Here is a 22,018-nt window from a genome sequence, read left to right on the forward strand (position 1 = left end):
TTTATAACAAAGAGAGAACCTCTAAAATGCTTAAAAAAATTGCGCTGACTACAGCACTGATCGCAAGCTTCGGGACTGCACATGCTTACCAAGCGGAAATCGGCGGCACCATTGCTGTGGCTGATCCTGATCATGGGGACACTTCAATAGGTTTTGGCGTAGATGGCACGTACTACTTCAACCCTGTTCAAATCAAAAACAGCCCATTGAATGAAGCTGCGTTCTTAAACCGCTCAAGCAATCTCAATGGCGAAGTTTCATATATTGATTATGATTATTACGAAGTCACAGACTTTAATGTTGGACTTGAGTATTTTATTCCAAATTCTGATTTTTACCTGAACGGTAATATTGGGCAAACTAAACATGAAGCGGACGGTGTTGAAGATCTAGATACCACCATTTATTCTGCTGAAGTAGGTTACCTACCTGTCCCTGGTTTATTGATTGCGGCGGGCCTACTTGGTTATGATAATGATTATGGTGATGATGTCGATCCAACTTTACGTGCTAAATATGTCACTCAAGTAGGTGCTTATGACATGAACTTTGAAGGTGGTGCATCTTTTGGTGATATTGATGCCTACAGCTTTGGAGCTGACCTGTATGTAGATAAAACCCTAAGTGTGGGTCTTGGTTTCTCTGATACAGATGGGAAAGATGCTGATGTATTTACCATCCGCGCGAAAAAGTTCTTCACGCAACAAGTCAGCCTAGAAGGTGCAATTGACTTTGCCGATGACGGCAATGTATTTGGCTTACGTGGTGCTTACCGCTTCTAATTGCAACTAAAATCTATTAAAAAAACCGCTCTATAGAGTGGTTTTTTTAATGTTGTTCTAAATGCAAAATGCGAAGTTGTACGCTGACATTGCCACGAAATTCATTTTTATCCAGCTCATAAACCAAACGAACTTGATGGTTCATCTCATTGAACTGGTATTTGTCCGCCGCATTAAAAGCAATGGCATCCACGACCTGTCCATTTTCTAAAGCAATACGTAATTTTAAATGCACTTCTTTCAACCAGCGGAAATCTAAAATTTGAAAATTTCCTTCAAAAATAGGCGCTGGAAACTTTTGCCCCCATGGACTAATCTGCTGCAAAAGATCGACCGTTTCAACCTGAATATTCTGTGCAGCTAACTCGCCATCGGTCCATAAAGTCGCCGTAAATAAACGTTCATCCTGAGCTGTCATCAGTGCTTCAAAGGCCTGCTTGAACTCTTCAAAATGGACTTTTTGAATGGTTAAACCCGCTGCCGCAGCATGCCCACCAAAGTGGCTGACCAAATGTGGATATTGCTCAGCAACACACTCAATGGCATCGCGGATATGGATTCCTTCAATCGAACGGGCAGAACCTTTGATGTGTATCCCATCTTCATCTGCAGCAAACACAATACTCGGACGATGAAACTGTTCTTTTAAGCGCCCCGCAACAATGCCAATCACCCCTTGATGCCAATGCGGCTCGAACATAATTAAAGCCGCGGGTAAGACCGTATCATCTAGTTGAATTTGATCCAAGGCTATTAAAGCCTCTTGTTTCATCGTGGTTTCAACCTGACGACGTTCCACATTCAACTGATTCAGTTGTTCTGCCAATGGATAGGCAGAGGCAAAGTCCTGTGCCAATAGACATTCAATTCCGATATCCATGGTTTCCATGCGACCTGCCGCATTAATACGTGGTCCCAGTACAAACCCCAAATCTTGCGCTTTTAAAGTTGCAGCCTCTCGACCTGCAATCTCCAGTAGAGCACTGATACCAGGGCGGCATAAATGCTGTTGAATGCGCTTCAGGCCAACATCGACCAAGATGCGATTGTTATAGTCAAGACTGGCAACATCGGCATAGGTGCCTAAGGCCACCAAATCCAAATACTGACTCATGACTGCCGAGGACTTATGCAGTTTTTTACGATAGGTTGATAAGTTAGCCAGGACATAAAAGGCCACGCCGACCCCAGCTAAGGCTTTACTTGGAAAATCACACCCCAACTGGTTCGGATTCACTACCGCTTGGGCACTGGGAGTCGGTTTGGTGGTCAAATGGTGATCGGTAATAATCACCTGCATGCCATGATCTTGCGCTTGTTTCACGCCGTCATGACTGGAAATACCATTATCCACAGTAATCAATAAATCAGGTGTAAAGCTAGTAAATGCTAAATCCGCAATCGCAGGCGTTAAGCCATAACCATATTTAAAGCGGTCTGGAACCAGATACTCTACCTGCGCCCCCATTTCTCGCAAAGCCAAGATCATCAACGCGGTACTGGTTGCACCATCCGCATCATAATCGCCCACAATGACAATTTTGTGTTGCTGATCAATCGCAGCATCCATCAACTGAATCGCTTCATTTAAGCCTTTCAGACTAGGGGCCAGTAAATGCTTGAGCTTTAACTCCAGCTCCTTCGTTGACGCCACCCCACGGCGGGCTAAAATTTCTGCAATAAACGCAGGAATGTCCTGAAATAATTCAGGACAGGTAATAAAGGGTCTTTGCTTAATTTGAATGGCTGACATTTATGGCATCAAACGTTTCAGCATCCAGACATCTTGCTGTTTTTCATAACTTAAACGGTCATGTAAACGGTTCGGACGCCCTTGCCAAAACTCATAATAGTCAGGCTCGAGACGGTAGCCACCCCAAAAGAGGGGTTTATTCAGTTCTGATTTACTTTCAACTTGGCTTTGCAATTGCTCAAAACGTTGTTGCAAGACTTCACGGCTTTCAATCACACCACTTTGTGGTGTACTGATATGTGCCGCAATTTGGCTATCTCGTGGCCGCTTATGATAGTAGTCCGTCGATTCTGCTTCAGAAATTTTGACCACTTTACCACCAATGCGAATCTGACGTTCCTGCTCTTGCCAATAAAACAGTAACTCTGCATATGGGTTTTCTGCCAAATCATTGCCTTTTTGGCTGTCATAATTGGTATAAAAATCATACCCTGCCTCAGTTGCACCACGCAGCAATACCGTTCGCACATGCGGGCGACCCTGCGCACTTACTGTCGCCAATGACATGGCATAGGGTTCGTGTAGTTGTGCTTCTAAAGCATGATTAAACCAAAGCAAGAACTGGGCATGTGGATGGGTTTCTACTCGATCTTCACGCAGCTCGCCTTTTTGGTAACTTAAACGAAGCTCACTGAGATCTTTAATTAAATCACTCATTTCTTCACTCCCTATTAAGCTGCATTCGCACGTACAGCATCAGCCAATGTATTGGCTAAAGTGTTGACTTCATCGAGGTCATCCCCTTCCACCATGACACGAATCACAGGTTCAGTACCTGATTTACGAATCAACAAACGACCACGACCTTTAAGTTGTTGCTCGGCTTTATCAAATTCAGCCACCAAAGCAGGCACCGCATAAGGGTCAAACATCGCCTCTAGACGTACATTCACCAGCACATTCGGTAGAAGCTTAAAGTCAGCAACCAATTCATGAAGCGCTTTCTTCTGCTCGACCATCACGGTAAGGACTTGTAGGGCGGCAATAATGGCATCACCTGTGGTACTTTTATCCAAGGTTAAAATATGCCCTGATGGCTCACCACCAATGACCCAGCCTTTTTCTTCTAGGCCTTGTAGGACATAGCGATCACCCACATTCGCACGTAATAACGCTACACCGGCTCTTTCCAAAGCCAGCTCTAAAGCCATGTTTGACATTAAGGTACCCACTATTCCAGCAGGTTTTTTAGCGCTCTGAGTCGCCAAGATATATAAAATATGGTCGCCATCAATCAGCTTGCCATCTTTATCCACCAAAATAACACGGTCTGCATCCCCATCAAAAGCGATGCCCAAATCTGCACCATTTTCAACTACAGCTTGTTGCAAACTTTCAGGGTGTGTTGAACCACATTGCTCATTGATATTTACACCGTTAGGCTCATTATGAATGGCAATGACCTTGGCGCCGAGCTCACGAAAGACCGATGGACCCACGTTATATGCAGCACCATTTGCACAATCCACCACAATGGTTAAATCATTCAAGTCTAAATGGTATGGAAATGTGGATTTACAAAACTCGATGTAACGCCCATTGGCATCTTTTACGCGGACACTTTTACCCAAGTTTGCCGTGTCTTCAATCACTAATTCTTTTTCAAGTTCTTGATTAATTTCTTCTTGAATAGCATCTGGTAGTTTCTTACCTTCACTGGAAAAGAACTTGATCCCATTATCAAAATAAGGATTATGTGATGCTGAAATCACAATGCCCAAACTTGCATGTAAAGCACGAGTCAAATGTGCAATCGCTGGGGTTGGCAATGGGCCTAGTAAATGTACATACACCCCTGCTGCGTTTAAACCCGCTTGTAATGCTGACTCTAAAATATAACCCGATAAACGTGTGTCTTTACCAAGTACCACCAATGGTTTTGATTTTTTACTGTGGCGTTTTAAAACTTTCCCTGCGGCAAAGCCTAATTTAAGGGCAAATTCAGGGGTAATAGGGAGGACGCCAAACTTACCGCGAATACCATCGGTACCAAAATAACTCATGTTCTACTCACTTCTTAATGGTGATCTAAATCATCACTTTTTTACTCACGACACTTTACACCAAAACGAAAAAGCCGTCATAAAAATGACGGCTTTTACATTCAACAATTCGTATAACTTTATTAGCCAACGCGATAGTTCGGTGCTTCTTTGGTAATCGTCACATCATGAACATGCGACTCAGACATACCTGCCGAAGTGATTTTCACAAACTTCGCATTTTGACGAAGATCTTCAATCACAGATGAACCCGTATAGCCCATAGAAGAACGTAAACCGCCCATCATTTGATGCACAATATTGCCCATTGGACCTTTGTATGGCACACGACCTTCGATACCTTCAGGAACAAGTTTTTCAGCGCCTGCTTTAGAGTCTTGGAAATAACGATCCGCAGAACCTGTTGCTCCTGCCATCGCGCCCAATGAACCCATACCACGATACGCTTTATAGTAACGACCTTGGAAGAATTCCACTTCACCTGGCGCTTCTTCAGTCCCGGCAAGGAGTGAACCGACCATAATCGTACTCGCACCCGCGCCAATCGCTTTCGCCATGTCTCCAGAGAAACGAATACCACCATCTGCGATCAATGGAATTTGATCTTTCAATGCATTAGCCACACTGTCAATCGCAGAAATCTGCGGCATACCAATACCTGCCACAATACGAGTGGTACAAATTGAACCTGGGCCGATACCGACTTTAACCGCATCTGCGCCTGCATCAAGGAGTGCCAATGCAGCATCACCAGTTGCAATGTTACCGCCAATCACTTGGACTTGTGGGTAATTCGCTTTCACCCAACGTACACGCTCGATCACACCCGCAGAGTGACCATGTGCCGTATCCACGACAATCGCATCAACACCCGCTTCAACCAAAGCCTCTACACGGCTTGGTGTTTCTACACCTGTGCCGACTGCAGCACCCACGCGTAAGCGACCAAGATCATCTTTACAGCTGCTTGGATAACTTTCCGCTTTACGGAAGTCGGTAACTGTAATTAAGCCTTTAAGTTCGTTGTGTTCTCCAACGACCAAAACTTTTTCAATCCGATGCTTTTGCAGTAATGCTTGAATATTTTCTTTCGACTCACCTTCACGAACAGTCACAAGGCGGTCTTGGCCGGTCATGATATTGCTTACAGGTTGCTCAAGGTTCGTTTCAAAGCGTGTATCGCGACCTGTCACAATACCGACCACTTTGCCATCTTTCACAACAGGCACACCGCTGATGTTGTTGGCTTGAGTAATCGAGATCAATTCGCGTACTGTGGTTTCAGGTGTCACAGTAATTGGATCTTTCACCATTCCTGCTTCAAATTTTTTCACACGACGGACTTCTGCAGCTTGTGCCGCAATATCCATGTTCTTGTGCAAAATACCAATACCACCGTTTTGCGCCATTGCAATCGCCATACGTGATTCAGTCACCGTATCCATTGCTGCTGAAACAAGGGGGATATTTAAATTAATGCCGCGCGTGAATCGTGTCTTTAATGAGACATCTTTTGGGAGAACAGTAGAATAGGCAGGGAGTAATAGGACATCATCAAAAGTTAACGCGTCTTGAACGATGGTCAACATGGCAGTCTCACTGGTAATTTCCGTGCGCTATTATAAACAAATATGAACTTAAATTTCATTTCAATTGAAAATTTATTTTTTATCTTAGAAAATAAAGTGATAAAACCTATATTTTATTTGACACCATCATTTTCACCTTTATTTTTTTATTTCTTGTTTTGAGATGGGTTCAATTGACGTTCTAAAACTCAAAAAAGCAGAGCCTTGACTCTGCTTTTACTGATTAACACACTTGATCAAAACCTTCATCGTTGACGGCAATGCTCGCTTCCAATTGCACAAATGGAATCATATTGTGTGCACGTCGTGCTTTGTTGCATTGATCATCAGCAATTTGAACTTCTTTACATGAAGAGCTACGCTGTTCATACATCCCACAACTGACGTGCTCACCAATGGTGCCTTGCAGTGCGATACAGCGTGGGCTGGCTTGATTGGTTCCAATCATACATGAATACACAGCCGTCACTGGCTCTGTGTAATGTTCAGGCATGGAGATGCCTTCAGCCCAGTAAAATGAGACTCTAAAAAAGGCACAACATGCCCCGCAGCTTAAACAGGCATCTTCCGTTGGAACTTGAGACAACATCCTTTATATTCTCATTTTCAAAAACTTTTTTTGGAAGAAAATATTAAAAAAATTGTGGTTGCCAAACAAGCAAAATTTACGACTATTTTGTCACTTAAGTTGGACAGGTAAAAACACTCTCATCCATCAAGTCGGTACCGCACTCCAAAGTCTCAATCCAGTCTAAAAATTGATGAATCTGCTCTTGCCCAATAAACGGCGTCCCATGTTGCGGTACAATCATTTCGACATCCATGGTACGGACCATATTGACCCATAGACGAATCACTTTGTTATTGCACATATAGCGCTGATGAAAGCCTTTCATTTTAGGAATATGCGCAGCAAAATTTTCCAAAGGTTTTGAGGCATCATCCACCATCGATGCCCCCATATCGCCTGAAAATAGAATCTTGGCAATCGGGTCATAAAACTGAAAATTACCCACCGAATGTAAAAAATGCGCCGGCACAGCAATAATCGAGGACTGTCCCAACGTAATCACTTGACCGTGGTCAGGTAGCTCCACTAAACGATCCAGCCAGTTACCTTTCATCCGCTCACTCATAAAGGCAGAGTTCAAATGCGGTAAAAAGCGTGCCCAAAGTTTAGAAGCCACCACTTTCGCTTCGGTATAGACCAACCAACGCGGCATTGAGGTAATAATGTCAGGGTCTTGGTGTGAGGCCATCACAAAATCAAGATTGGTCAAACGGGTATATTTATTCAACTCCATGGTCAACGGTACATAAGTTAAATCACCACCGGGATCTAAGACTGCTGCACGCTCATGGTCAATAATTAAAAACTGATTTGCCTGTACACCCTCGCCTTTGACCAAGCTGGTAAAGCTAATACACTTATGTGTGCCATCATCATATAAAACCTGTGACGTTGTGCGGTCAAATGCCATGCCCATCCCCTCAAAATGCTGTTTTTCTTAAAAGACTTTTTAATACCTACAACATATATGGATTTACACAAACTTACAATGCATTTGCGACCAATATCATTTGATATATCAATAAATTGAAGATAATTTTTCAATAAAAATCCCGATTTTTTAAGTCGGGATTCTTATTTTGTACGGTGAATTAGAAGAAATAATGCTGTACAAGTGTAGCAACACCAATGACCAAGAAAATGGCCGCACCAATTTTATGAATTAAGGCAATTGGCAACTTGGTCGCCAACTTATCGCCAATAAAGACCGCTGGCGCATTGGCCAACATCATCCCTAAAGTCGTACCCAACATCACCCAAACAATACTGTCAAAACGTGCTGCTAAAGCCACGGTAGCAATTTGAGTTTTATCTCCAATTTCGGCCAAGAAGAACAACACAAATGTTGCGCCAAATACCCCTAGTTTCTGCCATTTCTTAATGCTGCCTGACTCATCATCCAACTGATCAGGAATCAACATCCAACCCGCCATAGCAATGAAACCAATCGAGAGAATCCAGATCAGCGCATCAGGGCTTAAAACTGTGGTGATCCATTGACCTAAAACAGCAGAGACGCCATGGTTAATAATGGTCGCCAGCAAAATAGCCAATAGAATTGGGACGGGTTTACGGAAACGTGCAGCAAGTAACAATGCAAGCAGTTGGGTCTTATCGCCCATTTCAGCTAAAGCCACGATGGCTGTGGAGAGGAGGAATTCATACATGATGTCTTTCTCTGGCTAGCATAACAAATACCAATGACTCACCGCTCCTGCTAGCCAAAAATCTGCAGAGTGGTAAATCAAAGGTCTTGCCAACAAAAGAAAGCTCTTTAGAAGCTCATTTGGTTCTTTGCTATGATGACCATGCTCGTTTTAGAGCAAATATGTTGATCATCACCTGTTCTTACGAACAGCGGCTACTCCCCAATGAAGTAAAACTATGTTAGGCGAAAATATGTTTTTTGGCAATCTATAAATACAAAAGACCCTGCCGAAGCAGGGTCTTTATTGAGGTATTTTTGCAGTGCTTCCAGCCGCTATTTCTCTCTTTTGAGAAGAGAAATCAACAGGGCAAAAACCTAGATCATCAGATCAGTAAAGTACGGATGTCTTTCAGTAACTTGGTCAGCTTATTGGTAAAGCGCGCTGCATCGGCCCCATTAATCACACGGTGATCATAAGACAATGACAACGGCAACATCAGTTTCGGATCGAAACCTTGACCATTCCATACTGGTTGCATCGTTGCTGGAGAAATTCCCAAAATTGCGACTTGCGGCCAGTTCACCAGTGGTGTAAATGCCGTACCACCAATTGCACCTAAGCTTGAAATCGTGAAGTTTGCACCTTGTAGATCTTTCGGCGAAAGCTTCTTATCACGTGCTTTCTGACCCAATACACCGAGCTCCACCGCAATGTCTTTAATCGATTTCTGGTCTGGATTACGGAGTACAGGAACGGTTAAACCATCTGGTGTTGCTACAGCAATGCCCATATGGATTTCGTTCCGCAAGAGCACAGACTTGCCATCATCAGCCAAGTGACTGGCAAAATCACGCTCTTCTTTCAGCAAATGCGCAACGGCTTTAATAATGAAAGCCATAATGGTCAAACTAATACCATCTTTCTTAAAGTTACCTTTAAGGTCATTACGCCAAGCTTCAAGCTCAGTAATATCCGCCAAATCAAACTGAGTTACTTGCGGAATATAGTTGTTTAAAGACAACTGCGGAATAGAGACTTGTTGCAGACGTGTCAGCACTTTCTCTTCTACACCACCAAACGCTGTGAAATCCGGAAGCTTTGGCAAGCCAGAAACTTGAGCAGCAGCCTGAGCGGCTGGAGCAGCCTGAGGCGCAGTTAAACGCGCTTTGACAAATGCTTTCAGGTCTTCCTTCATGACACGCGCATGCGGGCCAGATGCGCTTACTTCAGACAATACGACGCCTAATTCACGCGCCAGCTTGCGTACAGCTGGGCCTGCATAGACTTTCGCATTGGCGTCATTCTGCGCTTTCGTCAGCTTGTCTGCACCCTGTTCTGACACAGGAGCCGCAACTGACTGTGCTGCTGGCGCAGGCTGCGCTTTAACTTCAGCTTTAGGCGCTGGAGCAGAAGCCGCCGCAGGTGCAGCAGCGGGTGCTGATGAAGATTCACCTTCAATGGTCACCAAAGCCACACCTTCCGATACATTTTGTCCCAATGCAACATGAATGGCTTTAATCACGCCCGCTGTTGTACTTGGTACTTCAACCGTTGCTTTGTCTGATTCAACCACGATGATACTTTGGTCTTTTTCAACCGTATCACCTACTGACACCAAAACTTCAGCAACAGCCGCTTTGTCCACACCTAAGTCAGGCACTGCAATTTCAACTGCACCTGCAGGCGCAGCAGCCACTCGTGGCGCCGCTTCAACAGACTGAGCTTGAGTGGCTTGAGGTGTTGCAACTGGCGTAGGCTCAGCAGTCACTGGTGCAACTGACGCTGCTGTTTTTACAGTCAGAATCACCACACCTTCTTTAACACTGTCACCAACTTGAACACTAATTGATTCCACTGCGCCTGAAATCGTACTCGGGACTTCCACAGTCGCTTTGTCTGACTCAACCACAAGGATGCTTTGATCGACGTCAATTTGATCGCCAACCGACACCAAAATTTCACCAACAGTTGCTTTTTCCACACCAATATCTGGCACTTGCACATCAATCACTTGCGATGCTGTAGTCGCAGCGGGTGCAACCGTTTCAGCAACAGCAGCGGGTGCAGTCTTTTCTTCAGCTTGTACAACGTCAGCCTGTGCTTGTACTGCTGGCGCTTCAGTTTGTCCCTCGGCTTCCAGCTCAATCAGCGCTGCACCTTCAGCAACAGAGTCACCTAAGTTTACTAAAATGCTTTTAACAACGCCTGCTGAAGTGCTAGGCACTTCAACAGATGCTTTGTCTGATTCTAATAGAACAACACTGTCATCAACCGCAATGGTATCGCCAACTTTGATCAAAATTTCAGCAACAACAGCTTTATCTACACCAATATCAGGAGTTGTAATTTGCATACTTATTTCTCCTCTTTGTAGTCAGCTACAGCGTGTACAGATGGCGTTGCTTGAGGAGCCCAAGCTACTGGACGGTCCGTATCTAATTCAAATGTAGAGATGGCATCTTTCACTAAGCGTGCATCCACTTCACCCTCATCAGCCAATTTCTTCAGTGTGGCTACAACAATGTGCGCTGCATCTACACCAAAGTAACTACGTAATTTAGCGCGTGAATCTGAACGACCATAACCATCTGTACCCAATGCTACGAATGGACGGTTGTCTGGAAGATATGCACGAATTTGCTCGCTATAAGCACGCATATGATCTGTTGCAGAAACCACGATACCTTCTGTACCGCGCAGTTGCTCAGTCACCCAAGCCTCTTTCACATTTTCGCTCATTGGATGCAAGCGGTTATATTCTTCACATGCCATACCATTACGTGCAAGTTCATTGAAACTTGTTACGCTAAATACATTTGAATGGATTTGGTATTCATCACGTAAGATTTGAGCAGCTTTAATGACTTCACGCAGAATCACACCTGAACCCATCAACTGAACAGTGGCTTTTTCATCTTTTTGAAGTAAGTACATACCACGTTTAATGCCTTCCTCAGCACCTTGTGGCATTTCCGGATGCTCGTAGTTTTCGTTCATTACCGTTAAGTAATAGAAAATACGCTCTTGGTTCACATACATGCGTTGTAAACCATCATGCACAATAACTGCTAATTCATAACCAAAACATGGGTCATACGACACACAGTTCGGAATCGTGTTCGCAAGAATATGTGAGTGACCATCTTGGTGTTGTAAGCCTTCGCCATTGAGCGTTGTACGGCCTGCTGTTGCACCCAATAAGAAACCTTGTGCTTGTGCATCACCTGCAGCCCATGCAATGTCGCCAATACGTTGAAAACCAAACATAGAGTAGTACATGTACATTGGAATCATTGGTAAGTTATTGGTTGAATAACTGGTTGCCAATGCTGCCCAAGCGCTCATTGCACCTGCTTCGTTAATACCTTCTTGAAGCATGTGACCGTCTTTTGCTTCACGGTAATGCATAAGCTGTTCTTGGTCTTCAGGCGTGTAATGCTGACCATTGGCTGCATAAATACCTAACTGACGGAACATACCTTCTAGACCAAAAGTACGTGCTTCATCTGGAACAATAGGAACAACACGGTCTTTAATTGCTTTTTCTTTTAACAATGCAGCGATTAAACGAACCATCACCATGGTGGTTGATTGTTCTTTGCCTTGTGAGCCTTTTAATACTGCATCAAAGACAGAAAGTTCTGGAATAGCCAACTGTTCACTTTCTTTACGACGTGCAGGTAAGTAACCACCTAGTGCTTCACGACGTGCTTTCATATATTTCAATTCAGGCGAGTTTTCGCTTGGACGATAGAAAGGCACTTCTTCTAATTGCTCATCGTTAAATGGCAAATTGAAGCGATCACGTACATATTTTAAAGATTCGATTTGCATCTTTTTGATTTGATGCGTTTTGTTTACTGCTTCAATTTCATCAGACAAGCCATAACCTTTAACAGTTTTCGCTAAGATTACAGTTGGTTGACCTTTGGCTGTACATGCTTCTGCATAGGCTGCAAAAACTTTGTACGGGTCATGACCACCACGATTTAGATTATCAATATCTTCATCGCTTAAGTCTTTAATCAACTCAGCCGCTTCTGGGTATTTACCAAAGAATTTTTCGCGTGCATATGCACCGCCCTTCACTTGTAAGCGTTGGTATTCGCCATCCAGTGTTTCTTCCATCACCGACTTTAAAGCACCAGTTTTGTCTTTTGCAAGTAGTGGGTCCCAATGACGGCCCCAAACCACTTTAATGACACGCCAGCCCGCACCACGGAATAAAGATTCTAATTCTTGAATAATTTTACCGTTACCACGTACTGGGCCATCTAGACGCTGTAAGTTACAGTTTACAACCCAAATGAGATTGTCTAATTTTTCACGACCCGCAAGTGAAATTGCACCTGTGCTTTCTGGCTCATCCATCTCGCCATCGCCAAGGTATGCCCAAACTTTGCGATTTTCTTCTTTAATCAAACCACGGTTCATCAAATATTTTTGAATATGTGCTTGATAAATCGACATGATTGGGCCAAGACCCATCGATACCGTTGGGAACTGCCAATAATCAGGCATTAAGTATGGATGCGGATAAGAAGGTAAGCCAACACCGTCCACTTCGCGACGGAAATTGTTTAGATGCTCTTCAGTCAAACGACCTTCAAGGAACGAACGCGCATAAATACCTGGCGCACAGTGACCTTGATAATAGATCATGTCCCCGCCAAAGTTGTCGTTATTGGCACGGAAAAAGTGGTTAAAACCGACATCATATAAAGTTGCTGAAGATGCAAAACTTGCCAAGTGACCACCTAAGTCATCACCCGTTTTATTGGCACGGAGTACCATCGCTAGCGCATTCCAACGAATCAACGCACGGATACGACGCTCCATGTCTTGATCGCCTGGCATTGCAGGTTCTTCAGCCACTGAAATTGTATTTAAATAAGGCGTGTTTAAACGCTGAATAGGGACATGTTTAGCGATTGCTTGTTGATACAGTTTTTCTAGTAGAAAAGCTGCACGCTCAGTCCCCATGTGTTGTAAAACGGAGTCAAACGCATCTTGCCATTCTTGCGTTTCTTGCGCGTCAGTATCACCATAAAACGCCATAATTCACCTATTTCGATATCCTAATCTTATACGTTAATATGTATCATACTTTCGTCCTATAAGAGTATCGCTACAGCTGAATATGGCTGAGCCCTACTATTTAGCAACTAAATAGTCATTGACCATTCGTTACCCAAGATAACAAAAAACCGCCAATTTAGGCGGTTTTTTATACATTTAATGCTGTTTTTTGATGCTAACTTAGATTCCGTCAGAGCTGTATTCCTTTTTCAAGCATCAGACCAATGGTAAGTTCGGATCATCCGATCAAATCGGATTAAGGCAACATGGCTAGATAAGTCGATGGGTTTTTGCGTTGACCATCTTTAACTACTTCATAGTGTAAATGTGGGCCAGTACAACGACCTGTACAACCAACATTAGCAATATGTTCACCCGCGTCTACACGGTCGCCAACACGAGCAATTAAACGTGATGCATGGGCATAGCGCGTGATGTAACCATTCCCATGGTTAATTTCAACGTATTGACCATAGCCCGTACCCCAACCTGACTTGGTCACAATCCCTGGACCTGTCGCATAAATCGGTGTACCGCTTGGCGCAGCAAGATCTAGACCTGAGTGGCGCTCAGCACGACCATTCATAGTACGGCCGCCGTAACTTGAGCTCACACGTGCGCTTGGAAGTGGGTGTGTCACTAACCACGAATATGCATTATTTGAAAAACTTTTTGCAGAGAATTCTGAACCGTATTTTTTCGCCAGTGAAGCGTTGTTAAGTTCAACCGTTTTTTCACGGAGCTGAACGGTCATTTTCGTTTCGGCAGGAACATCAATATCATTAGATTCAGTATAAGCACCTTCGGATAAAGTGCGTGTCAATTGCTCAATTCGATCCGAAGATGCATTATTTGTATTGAGTTCTACCAAATCAGCGAAGGCTACTGAAGCAGCCGATGCCGCAAAAGAAAAAGCCAACAAAATACGTCGCATATGCATAAAAAACCTCTTAAAACTGTTCTTACGAATGTTTCTTGCGTGATCTCGTCCTTGATATCTACCGAAAGAAGCGCATAAGATTAAGACATTAACATGAAGGAAATATGTATGTCCGAACCAGTGAATCTCTTTCAACAAACCAGAAAACACATAAAAACAGGAAACTTAACGTTTCTCTCAAAGCAAGTGACTGCATGGCAGAAACTTACAAAACTGATTCAACCTATCCTACCGCAACCAGAGCAGTGGCAGGTTGTTTGTTATCAATATGGTATTTTGACGATTACCGGCGAAAATCAAGCGATGATTAGTCAACTTGGTTACCTTCAAAAACAATATATTGCACAACTGTCGGAACTTGATGAGTTTAAAGACCTACAAAAACTCCAAGTTCGTTTGAGAATCCCCTCTCAAACACCCGCAAAGATACAATCTATTTCAAGATCGTTAAGCACAGAAACTCAAGACTTAATTCGAGATGCTGCTGACTTTGTGAGCGACCCTAAGCTTAGCCAAGCAATGCGCCGTTTGGCAAGCAAAAAAAAGTAACCTCGTCGCGACTAGCTTCAGAATTGCATTTTTAAAATGATAAATTCATCACATTTATACCTGTTACAATATAACATCACATAATAAAGACAATGACTTAAGTCACACTCACATAAGGAATTGGACACTGATCTTCGTCATCAAATGTTACAATTTCATAGCTGCTTGGATCACTTTGGACATTGCGCAATAATTGATTATTCAAAGCATGCCCAGACTTATATCCATCAAATTTGGCAATAATTTGGTGCCCGAGCAAGTAAAGATCACCCACCGCATCTAATATTTTGTGACGAACAAATTCATCTGAGAAGCGTAAACCTTCTTCATTCACCACACCGGTTTCATCGACGCCAATGGCATTGTCTAAACTTGCCCCCAAAGCGAGATTATTGGCTTTGAGATAGTCCAAATCTTTCATAAAACCAAAAGTACGGGCTTCGCTGACTTCATAAACAAAGGTTTCGGTTGAAAAATCGATAGTGGCAGACTGATATTCTTTCTTAAAAGCAGGATGATCGAAGTCAATGGTGAAATTGAGTTGAAAACCTTCATGCGGGCGGAAAATGGCGCGTTTGTCGTCAATGAGAGCTTCAACAGGTTTGAGTATTTTTATAAATTTTTTAGGGGCATCCAGTTCTTTGAGGCCACCTTGCATGAGCAAGTAAATAAACGGACCTGCACTGCCATCCATAATTGGGACTTCAGAGGCAGACACCTCAATGATCAAGTTATCAATACCTAGACCTGCAATTGCACTCATGACATGTTCAATGGTACCGACTTTGGCATCTTCTTGAACCAAGTTTGAACACATGAAGGCTTCTTGGATCAACATCGCATTTGCACGAATGTCGACGGGTGGATTGAGATCGATACGACGAAACACAATTCCTCCGTCCGCATGATGTGGTACAAAGTTAATTAAGACTTTTTGACCACTATGCAAACCAATGCCGCTTGCTTTAACGACACGTTGTAGAGTTCTTTGTTTCAACATGTTTCATATCATCTCACCACTAAACCGCTATACGTTAGCATATTTAGCCATTGATAAAAAACAAAAAGGTAGTCAGAGACTACCTTTTCTTCATCACATGTGGCTTAAGCACATAGACAAATACTACTTACGTTGTTGATTTTTCAAGTAATCTTGAATACTCATTGGTGTTGGACGTGCAGCACTCACTGTCGATGCAGAACTCGCTGCAGCAGCCACGTCTTGGTTCTGACGCTGGATTGCAGGCACATCATCATCTTCAACAACCGCTTGCGTTGCATGCCCATGTTGTGCTACCTGCACATGTGCATTTGGACGCTTCACTGGCTCAGCAGAATCTGCTGAATTTCGAGTTAAACCTGTTGCAATGACAGTGACACTGATTTCATCACGCGCATCTGGATCAAATACGGTTCCATAGAAGACTTGGCCTTCGTCTAGATCGACAATTTGGTTCACAACATCAGTAATTTCTTCAATTTCGCCAAACGTGACGTCATCACCACCCGTCACATTAATCAGAATCCCTTTGGCATTCATAATGGTGACATTATCTAGTAATGGACTACGGATCGCTTGTTCGGCTGCTTGACGTGCACGGTTTTCACCACGACCTAAACCCGCACCCATCATGGCATAACCACGTGTGCTCATCGCAGTTTTCAAGTCAGCAAAGTCAAGGTTAATATGACCTGGGCGTACCACCAAATCAAAGATACTACGGACCGCATTTAATAAGACATCATCCGCTTTTTTGTAGGCATCTTTCATTGAGATGTCACGGAAAACTTTTAACAAACGTTGGTTTGGAATGATGATTAAAGAATCTACATGCGCTTCTAATGCTTCAATGCCTTGCTCAGCAGACTGAAGACGACGTTTACCTTCAAAGTTAAACGGTGTCGTTACCACGCCTACGGTTAAAATACCCATTTCTTTGGCAATTTCAGCAACCACTGGCGCAGCACCTGTACCTGTACCACCGCCCATACCAGCAGTGACAAACACCATGTCAGTGCCTTCAAGGTGTTGACGAATCAAGTCACGACTTTCTTCAGCCGCTGCTTGACCGACATTTGGATTGGCGCCCGCACCCAAGCCACGGGTACTTTGCTCACCCAACTGGATCTTGAATTGTGCATTCATACGGTCTAGCGCTTGCTTGTCCGTATTGGCACATACAAATTTTACACCTTGAATATCTGACTCAAGCATGTGTTGTACGGCGTTACCACCTGCACCACCAACACCAAACACAGTAAAACGGGCTTGACCGTTGCTATCGGTTTGATCATCTTCTAAAAATTCAAATGAGGCCATGACCTATAGATTTCCTAATTCGTTATTGGCAGTCACTTAAGCCCGTATACTGCCTTGATCTTAATAAACAAAATTGCTTTTAAGCATGCTGTGCAAGCCATAGCTTGTCAAGTTTAAGCGATGCGTTGTACAACTTCTTAACAATATTCCAAAAAAATTCAACTTAAAAAACAGATTTCAGCTTTTCATTGAGTCCAGACCAAGCACGTCCAACGCGTTTAATCAGGGACAGTTTTTCTGTATCTTCTGGTTCCACTATGGTTTCTTGTGTTTCGCTCTGACTAAACATCAATAAACCTGCGGCAGTGGCATACTGAGAGCGACGCAGTGCGGCAATATTTTGCTCATCTGCTGTCACTTGCACAGGTGGATTACCCAAATGCGCAGACACACCCAACATACGACGAGTCAACGTCACCATCCCTTCGATTTGACTGGCATCACCAGTTAACACCACACCGTGATACAAACCATGAATCGCACCATTACGCTCTAGTTCTTGGCGAACTTGGCCTAAGATTTCTTCATAACGCGCAATCACGATTTCAGTCAGCTCAATACGACTAATCGTTTGCGGACCATCAATCCCTTGGATCTGAATCATATGATCCGGTTTAACCGACTTAATGTCGACACACCCATAGAGTAATTTAATTCGCTCAGCTTCTTCAGTGGTGGTTTGTAACACAGCAGCAATATCACGGGTGACATGTTCGCCACCACGCTGCAACGTATGTGTCAACGCCAAACGACCATCTAAATACACCGCAATGTTGGTGGTACCTGCACCAATATCGACTAAACAAACGCCATACTCTTTTTCATCTTTGAGTAGGCTCGCTTCTGCCGTTGCCAGACAAGACACCACCAGTTTCTCCACCCCGATGTTCGCGCCTTTTAATGCCCGATCAAGGTTTTGCATGGTACTAATCGGTAACATCATCAACTGATAATGACCAATCATGCTGTGTGCAGACATCCGTATTGGGTTTTGTACCCACTCAGTGGAGTCATCCAGCTCAAAGCCCAGTGGAACAGCGCTGACCAAATAATGATCCGAGGTCATGTGGCTGGCTTTGGCCAACTCTAATGCACGAACCACTTCACTTGTTGTAATTGTATGGTCAGTATTTTCAACTGGCGTTCGTCCAGAGGCATAAAAGCTTTTTAACTCGGCACTTGGGATTGAGACCCACGCGGAATGAACACGGCATTCAGCCATATCTTCTGCTTCTTGCACGGCATTTTTTATCGCTGTAATGACTTTATCAAGACTTACAATTTTTCCTTTATTCATGCCTCGGTTACGAGCAGTTGCCATTCCTATCACTTGGATATTGTCTGGCGCATGTACCTTACCAATCAAAACTGAAACTTTGTGCGTCCCAATGTCAATCGCAACAACTGAGGGAACCGCTTCATTCATTATTTACTACTACCATCACATGTTTGTTTAATTTATGGCTTTATGCCTCTGTTTTAAAGCCAAGTATTATGGCTTTGCTGCTGCTCCACCTGCAATGCTTGTGTCATCAATCGTTACAACAAAATGACCATTTGCTATCTTTGGTGCGGCAGCACTCTTCCATTGGATGGCCAAGCCATTCCGATAACGCAAATCAATGGCAGATACTTTGGCCCAAACTGGCTTCAAATCACTTTGAGCCAAATAACTCAAACGTTGCAGCTTACTCATGGTTTGATCCTGATCTACGATAACACGTAAACCTGAATCGAACTGCATAAACCAAGTCATACGCTCCGTTAAATATAGTTCTTTTAAACGAAGGTTGACTGGCTGGAATAATTGATTAATTTCATTATAACGGCGCATCATCATTTTAGACTGACTGATTGGGCCGTGTAATAAAGGCAAATTCTGATTATTTTTCGGCGTCACTTCGCTAAATACGTCACCACTGTCACTTAAGAGACGCCCCGTCCCCCAACGTGCAATTGCATGCCGTGGCATAACACGAACGCGAATCGCATTCGGCCATGCCCGCGAAACCACCACGCGATCTACCCAAGCCAGCTCTAAAGTTCGATCACGAATTTCTTCTAAATCTGAGGTGAAATAATTATGAGTAATGGCTGCTGAAACATGTCCCATCACCTGATTTTTTTCCGCCTCAGAACGTACGCCTACTACATCAAGTTCGGCCACACGTGCATCTGTCATGACTTGATATAAGCCATAAATACCAACCAACAGCACCGCCACGGCAACGACCAACATCACCCAACCACCAAAGTTGGTAAGCTTTTCCTTACGCGTCGGTGGTTTATCGTGTATTGAAGTAATCGCTGCGCGTTTACGGCGCATAGAAGCAGGTAATTGCGCCATTTAGTGAGCCGCACCTGTCAGTGTTTGCTCTAAAATTTGGACACAAAGCGCATCAAAACTATAACCCACTGCATTTGCTGCTTTCGGCACCAAAGAGTGACTGGTCATCCCTGGGACTGTGTTCACTTCTAATAACCAGAAATTGCCTTGCTCATCTTGCATCGCATCAATACGGCCCCAACCACTTGCACCTACCGCTTGGAATGCACGGAGGCAAAGCGCTTGCAACTTTTGCTCTTCTTCAGCGCTTAAGCCACACGGAATTCCGTATTCCACATCATTACGCTGATATTTCGCTTCGTAATCATAAAAAGCCACATCCGCAGGCGGTTGTAGACGAATCACAGGTAGTGGTTGACCACTTAAAAATGAAATCGTGAATTCACGTCCGGTAATCCATTTTTCAGCCATCACCACAGCATCGTGTTGGGTCGCTTTGGCAATTGCCGCTGCCAAATCTTCTGCTTTTTCGACTTTACTCATGCCGACACTTGAACCTTCATGTACCGGCTTGATAATCAGTGGAAGACCCAAATTCGCCACTACTTCAGCCAAATCTGACTCTTGGCTAATGATGCGATAGGGTGCTGTCGGTAAGTCTGAACCCTGCCAAACTTGCTTGGTTTTAACTTTATCCATGCCAATAGCAGAACCCTGTACGCCTGTTCCGGTATAGGGGATGTTGAGCCACTCTAAGACCCCTTGGATTTGACCGTCTTCCCCACCGCGACCATGCAGCACAATAAACGCACGGTCATAACCGACCAATTCCGTCACACTACGCTCTTGCGGGTCAAAAGCTTCTGCATTTACACCCGAACGAACCAATGCTTCAAGTACAGCTGCACCACTATCTAGAGAAACCTCACGCTCAGCAGACTTACCACCAAGCAACACCGCTACTTTGCCGAATTTTGAAGCATTTGACACGTTGATATCCTTAAACTTTATGACTGTTTTATTCATTGAGTAATCACAAAACGTGATTATTTTAAATATAAATGATTGCTTGCAAGCTCAACCGAGATAGCCCCCACATTACCTGCGCCTTGCGTCAATAACAAGTCATCCGCTTGTAACACTTTTTTCAACGCATGCTGCAAATTACCTTCGACTGGATCGATCAAAATCGGCTCTACATCACCACGTAAACGAATACTACGCGCCAATGATCGGCTGTCTGCCCCCACAATCGGTTTTTCACCCGCAGGATAGACTTCGAGCAGCAACAACTGATCGACATGTGACAGTACATCCACAAAGTCATCGAAACAGTCACGGGTACGGCTAAAACGGTGTGGCTGAAACATCATCACTAAACGGCGGTCTGGATGGCTTGCTCGTGCCGCTTTAATGGTCGCTTCAACTTCTTTTGGATGGTGACCATAGTCATCCACCAATTTCACATTACCGCCTTCAATGTCAAATTCGCCCTGTACTTGGAAACGACGACCTACACCGCTGAAACTTTCTAACGCACGTGCAATCGCAGCATCAGAGACACCTTCATCGGTTGCAATACCGATTGCTGCAAGCGCATTTAAAATATTATGCAAACCCGGCAAATTAATGGTTAAACGTAAAGGCTCACGATCTTTACGTAATACGGTAAAGTGCGACTGCATGCCTTCTTGTTCAATATCCACTGCACGAATGTCATTGTCTTCGTTAAAACCATACGTGATCAATGGACGACCAATACGCGGCATGATTTCACGAATGTTGGCATCATCGCCACACACCACAGCCAAGCCGTAAAACGGTAGTTTTTGTAAGAACTGTACAAAGGTATCTTTTAGGACATCGAAGCTACCACCATAGGTGTCCATGTGGTCTGCATCAATATTGGTCACGATGGTGGCCATCGGTTGCAAATGTAGGAATGACGCATCTGATTCATCTGCTTCTGCCACGATAAAACGACTCGCGCCCAGCGCAGCATTCACACCAGTACGGTTCAGCAAACCACCAATCACATAGGTTGGATCTAGATTTTCTTCTGCCAACATACACGTGACAAGGCTAGTGGTCGTGGTTTTACCATGTGTTCCTGCAACAGCAATCCCATGACGGTAGCGCATCAGCTCACCCAGCATTTCTGCACGGCGCACCACAGGTGTACGCGTTTCAATGGCTGCTTTGATTTCAGGGTTTTCTGCATCAATTGCAGTCGACACCACAATCACGTTTGCCCCTTGAATGTTTTCAGCCGTATGCCCGATATAGACTTTGATGCCGTTTTCTTCAAGCTGAGCCGTGGTTTTTGATGCTTTGATATCTGAACCTGAGACTTTGTAGCCTTGGTTCTTGAGCACTTCAGCAATACCACACATACCCGCACCACCAATCCCAATAAAATGGATGTGCTTAATACGGCGCATTTCTGGCACTTTAATTAACTTTTTTGCTTGATCAGCAGGCGTAGATGGCGACATA

The 22,018-nt window shown here is 44.0% G+C and carries 18 protein-coding genes and 1 riboswitch; of the genes, 2 read left to right on the forward strand and 16 right to left on the reverse strand.

Annotation, left to right across the window (positions count from 1 at the left end; translation table 11 throughout):
- Positions 1-26 precede the first annotated feature (26 nt).
- On the forward strand, positions 27-782 hold the full coding sequence (locus tag F986_RS02740) for a putative porin (protein ID WP_004691713.1): 756 nt from the start codon (positions 27-29) through the stop codon (positions 780-782).
- Between the two features lie 46 nt (positions 783-828).
- Here the strand turns inward: F986_RS02740 and recJ are convergent, their stop codons facing one another.
- The 10 genes from recJ to F986_RS02790 all read right to left on the reverse strand — a co-directional run bounded on the left by recJ (position 829) and on the right by F986_RS02790 (position 14,366).
- Complete coding sequence (recJ, locus tag F986_RS02745) at positions 829-2,535, reverse strand: single-stranded-DNA-specific exonuclease RecJ (protein ID WP_004691714.1); 1,707 nt, start codon at positions 2,533-2,535, stop codon at positions 829-831.
- Positions 2,536-3,192, reverse strand: a complete 657-nt coding sequence (gene pdxH / locus F986_RS02750) for a pyridoxamine 5'-phosphate oxidase (RefSeq protein WP_004691715.1) — start codon at positions 3,190-3,192, stop codon at positions 2,536-2,538. It abuts the gene before it with no gap.
- Positions 3,193-3,206: 14 nt separating this feature from the next.
- Positions 3,207-4,538, reverse strand: a complete 1,332-nt coding sequence (glmM, locus tag F986_RS02755; RefSeq protein ID WP_004691716.1) for a phosphoglucosamine mutase — start codon at positions 4,536-4,538, stop codon at positions 3,207-3,209.
- A 122-nt stretch (positions 4,539-4,660) separates the two neighbouring features.
- Positions 4,661-6,127, reverse strand: coding sequence for an IMP dehydrogenase (gene guaB / locus F986_RS02760; RefSeq protein WP_004691717.1), 1,467 nt, complete (start codon positions 6,125-6,127; stop codon positions 4,661-4,663).
- A gap of 223 nt (positions 6,128-6,350) precedes the next feature.
- Positions 6,351-6,716 carry a YkgJ family cysteine cluster protein gene (locus F986_RS02765; RefSeq protein ID WP_004691718.1) on the reverse strand — a complete coding sequence of 122 codons (366 nt, stop codon included), beginning with the start codon at positions 6,714-6,716 and terminating at the stop codon, positions 6,351-6,353.
- Between the two features lie 94 nt (positions 6,717-6,810).
- Positions 6,811-7,608: an oxygen-binding di-iron domain-containing protein gene (locus F986_RS02770; protein WP_004691719.1), complete on the reverse strand. Its 798-nt coding sequence runs from the start codon at positions 7,606-7,608 to the stop codon at positions 6,811-6,813.
- Positions 7,609-7,789: 181 nt separating this feature from the next.
- Positions 7,790-8,365, reverse strand: a complete 576-nt coding sequence (locus tag F986_RS02775; RefSeq protein WP_004691720.1) for a TMEM165/GDT1 family protein — start codon at positions 8,363-8,365, stop codon at positions 7,790-7,792.
- Positions 8,366-8,440: 75 nt separating this feature from the next.
- Positions 8,441-8,580: riboswitch (yybP-ykoY riboswitch) on the reverse strand.
- 149 nt (positions 8,581-8,729) lie between these two features.
- Complete coding sequence (locus F986_RS02780) at positions 8,730-10,700, reverse strand: 2-oxo acid dehydrogenase subunit E2 (protein WP_004691721.1); 1,971 nt, start codon at positions 10,698-10,700, stop codon at positions 8,730-8,732.
- Between the two features lie 2 nt (positions 10,701-10,702).
- Positions 10,703-13,405, reverse strand: a complete 2,703-nt coding sequence (gene aceE, locus F986_RS02785) for a pyruvate dehydrogenase (acetyl-transferring), homodimeric type (RefSeq protein WP_004691722.1) — start codon at positions 13,403-13,405, stop codon at positions 10,703-10,705.
- A 277-nt stretch (positions 13,406-13,682) separates the two neighbouring features.
- Positions 13,683-14,366 (reverse strand): M23 family metallopeptidase, encoded by a 684-nt coding sequence (locus tag F986_RS02790; protein ID WP_004691723.1) that lies wholly within the window; start codon positions 14,364-14,366, stop codon positions 13,683-13,685.
- 108 nt (positions 14,367-14,474) lie between these two features.
- Here F986_RS02790 and F986_RS02795 point away from each other — a divergent pair, with 108 nt between their 5' ends.
- A complete protein-coding gene (locus tag F986_RS02795; protein WP_004691724.1) occupies positions 14,475-14,915 on the forward strand; it encodes a hypothetical protein in 441 nt (146 codons plus the stop codon).
- A 97-nt stretch (positions 14,916-15,012) separates the two neighbouring features.
- Here the strand turns inward: F986_RS02795 and lpxC are convergent, their stop codons facing one another.
- From lpxC to murC, 6 genes are all read right to left on the reverse strand, one after another.
- The gene (gene lpxC / locus F986_RS02800) at positions 15,013-15,915 is read right to left on the reverse strand and encodes a UDP-3-O-acyl-N-acetylglucosamine deacetylase (protein WP_004691725.1); all 903 of its coding nucleotides are present in this window, start codon (positions 15,913-15,915) and stop codon (positions 15,013-15,015) included.
- Between the two features lie 123 nt (positions 15,916-16,038).
- The gene (ftsZ, locus tag F986_RS02805; RefSeq protein WP_004691726.1) at positions 16,039-17,235 is read right to left on the reverse strand and encodes a cell division protein FtsZ; all 1,197 of its coding nucleotides are present in this window, start codon (positions 17,233-17,235) and stop codon (positions 16,039-16,041) included.
- Positions 17,236-17,398: 163 nt separating this feature from the next.
- On the reverse strand, positions 17,399-18,661 hold the full coding sequence (ftsA, locus tag F986_RS02810; RefSeq protein WP_004691727.1) for a cell division protein FtsA: 1,263 nt from the start codon (positions 18,659-18,661) through the stop codon (positions 17,399-17,401).
- Between the two features lie 66 nt (positions 18,662-18,727).
- Positions 18,728-19,582: a cell division protein FtsQ/DivIB gene (locus F986_RS02815; RefSeq protein ID WP_004691728.1), complete on the reverse strand. Its 855-nt coding sequence runs from the start codon at positions 19,580-19,582 to the stop codon at positions 18,728-18,730.
- Positions 19,583-20,512 carry a D-alanine--D-alanine ligase gene (locus F986_RS02820; protein WP_004691729.1) on the reverse strand — a complete coding sequence of 310 codons (930 nt, stop codon included), beginning with the start codon at positions 20,510-20,512 and terminating at the stop codon, positions 19,583-19,585.
- 56 nt (positions 20,513-20,568) lie between these two features.
- Complete coding sequence (gene murC / locus F986_RS02825; protein ID WP_004691731.1) at positions 20,569-22,017, reverse strand: UDP-N-acetylmuramate--L-alanine ligase; 1,449 nt, start codon at positions 22,015-22,017, stop codon at positions 20,569-20,571.
- Position 22,018 lies beyond the last annotated feature (1 nt).

Origin of the sequence: Acinetobacter johnsonii CIP 64.6, from assembly GCF_000368045.1 — a bacterium.
In the GTDB taxonomy this organism is placed as follows: Bacteria; Pseudomonadota; Gammaproteobacteria; order Pseudomonadales; family Moraxellaceae; genus Acinetobacter; species Acinetobacter johnsonii.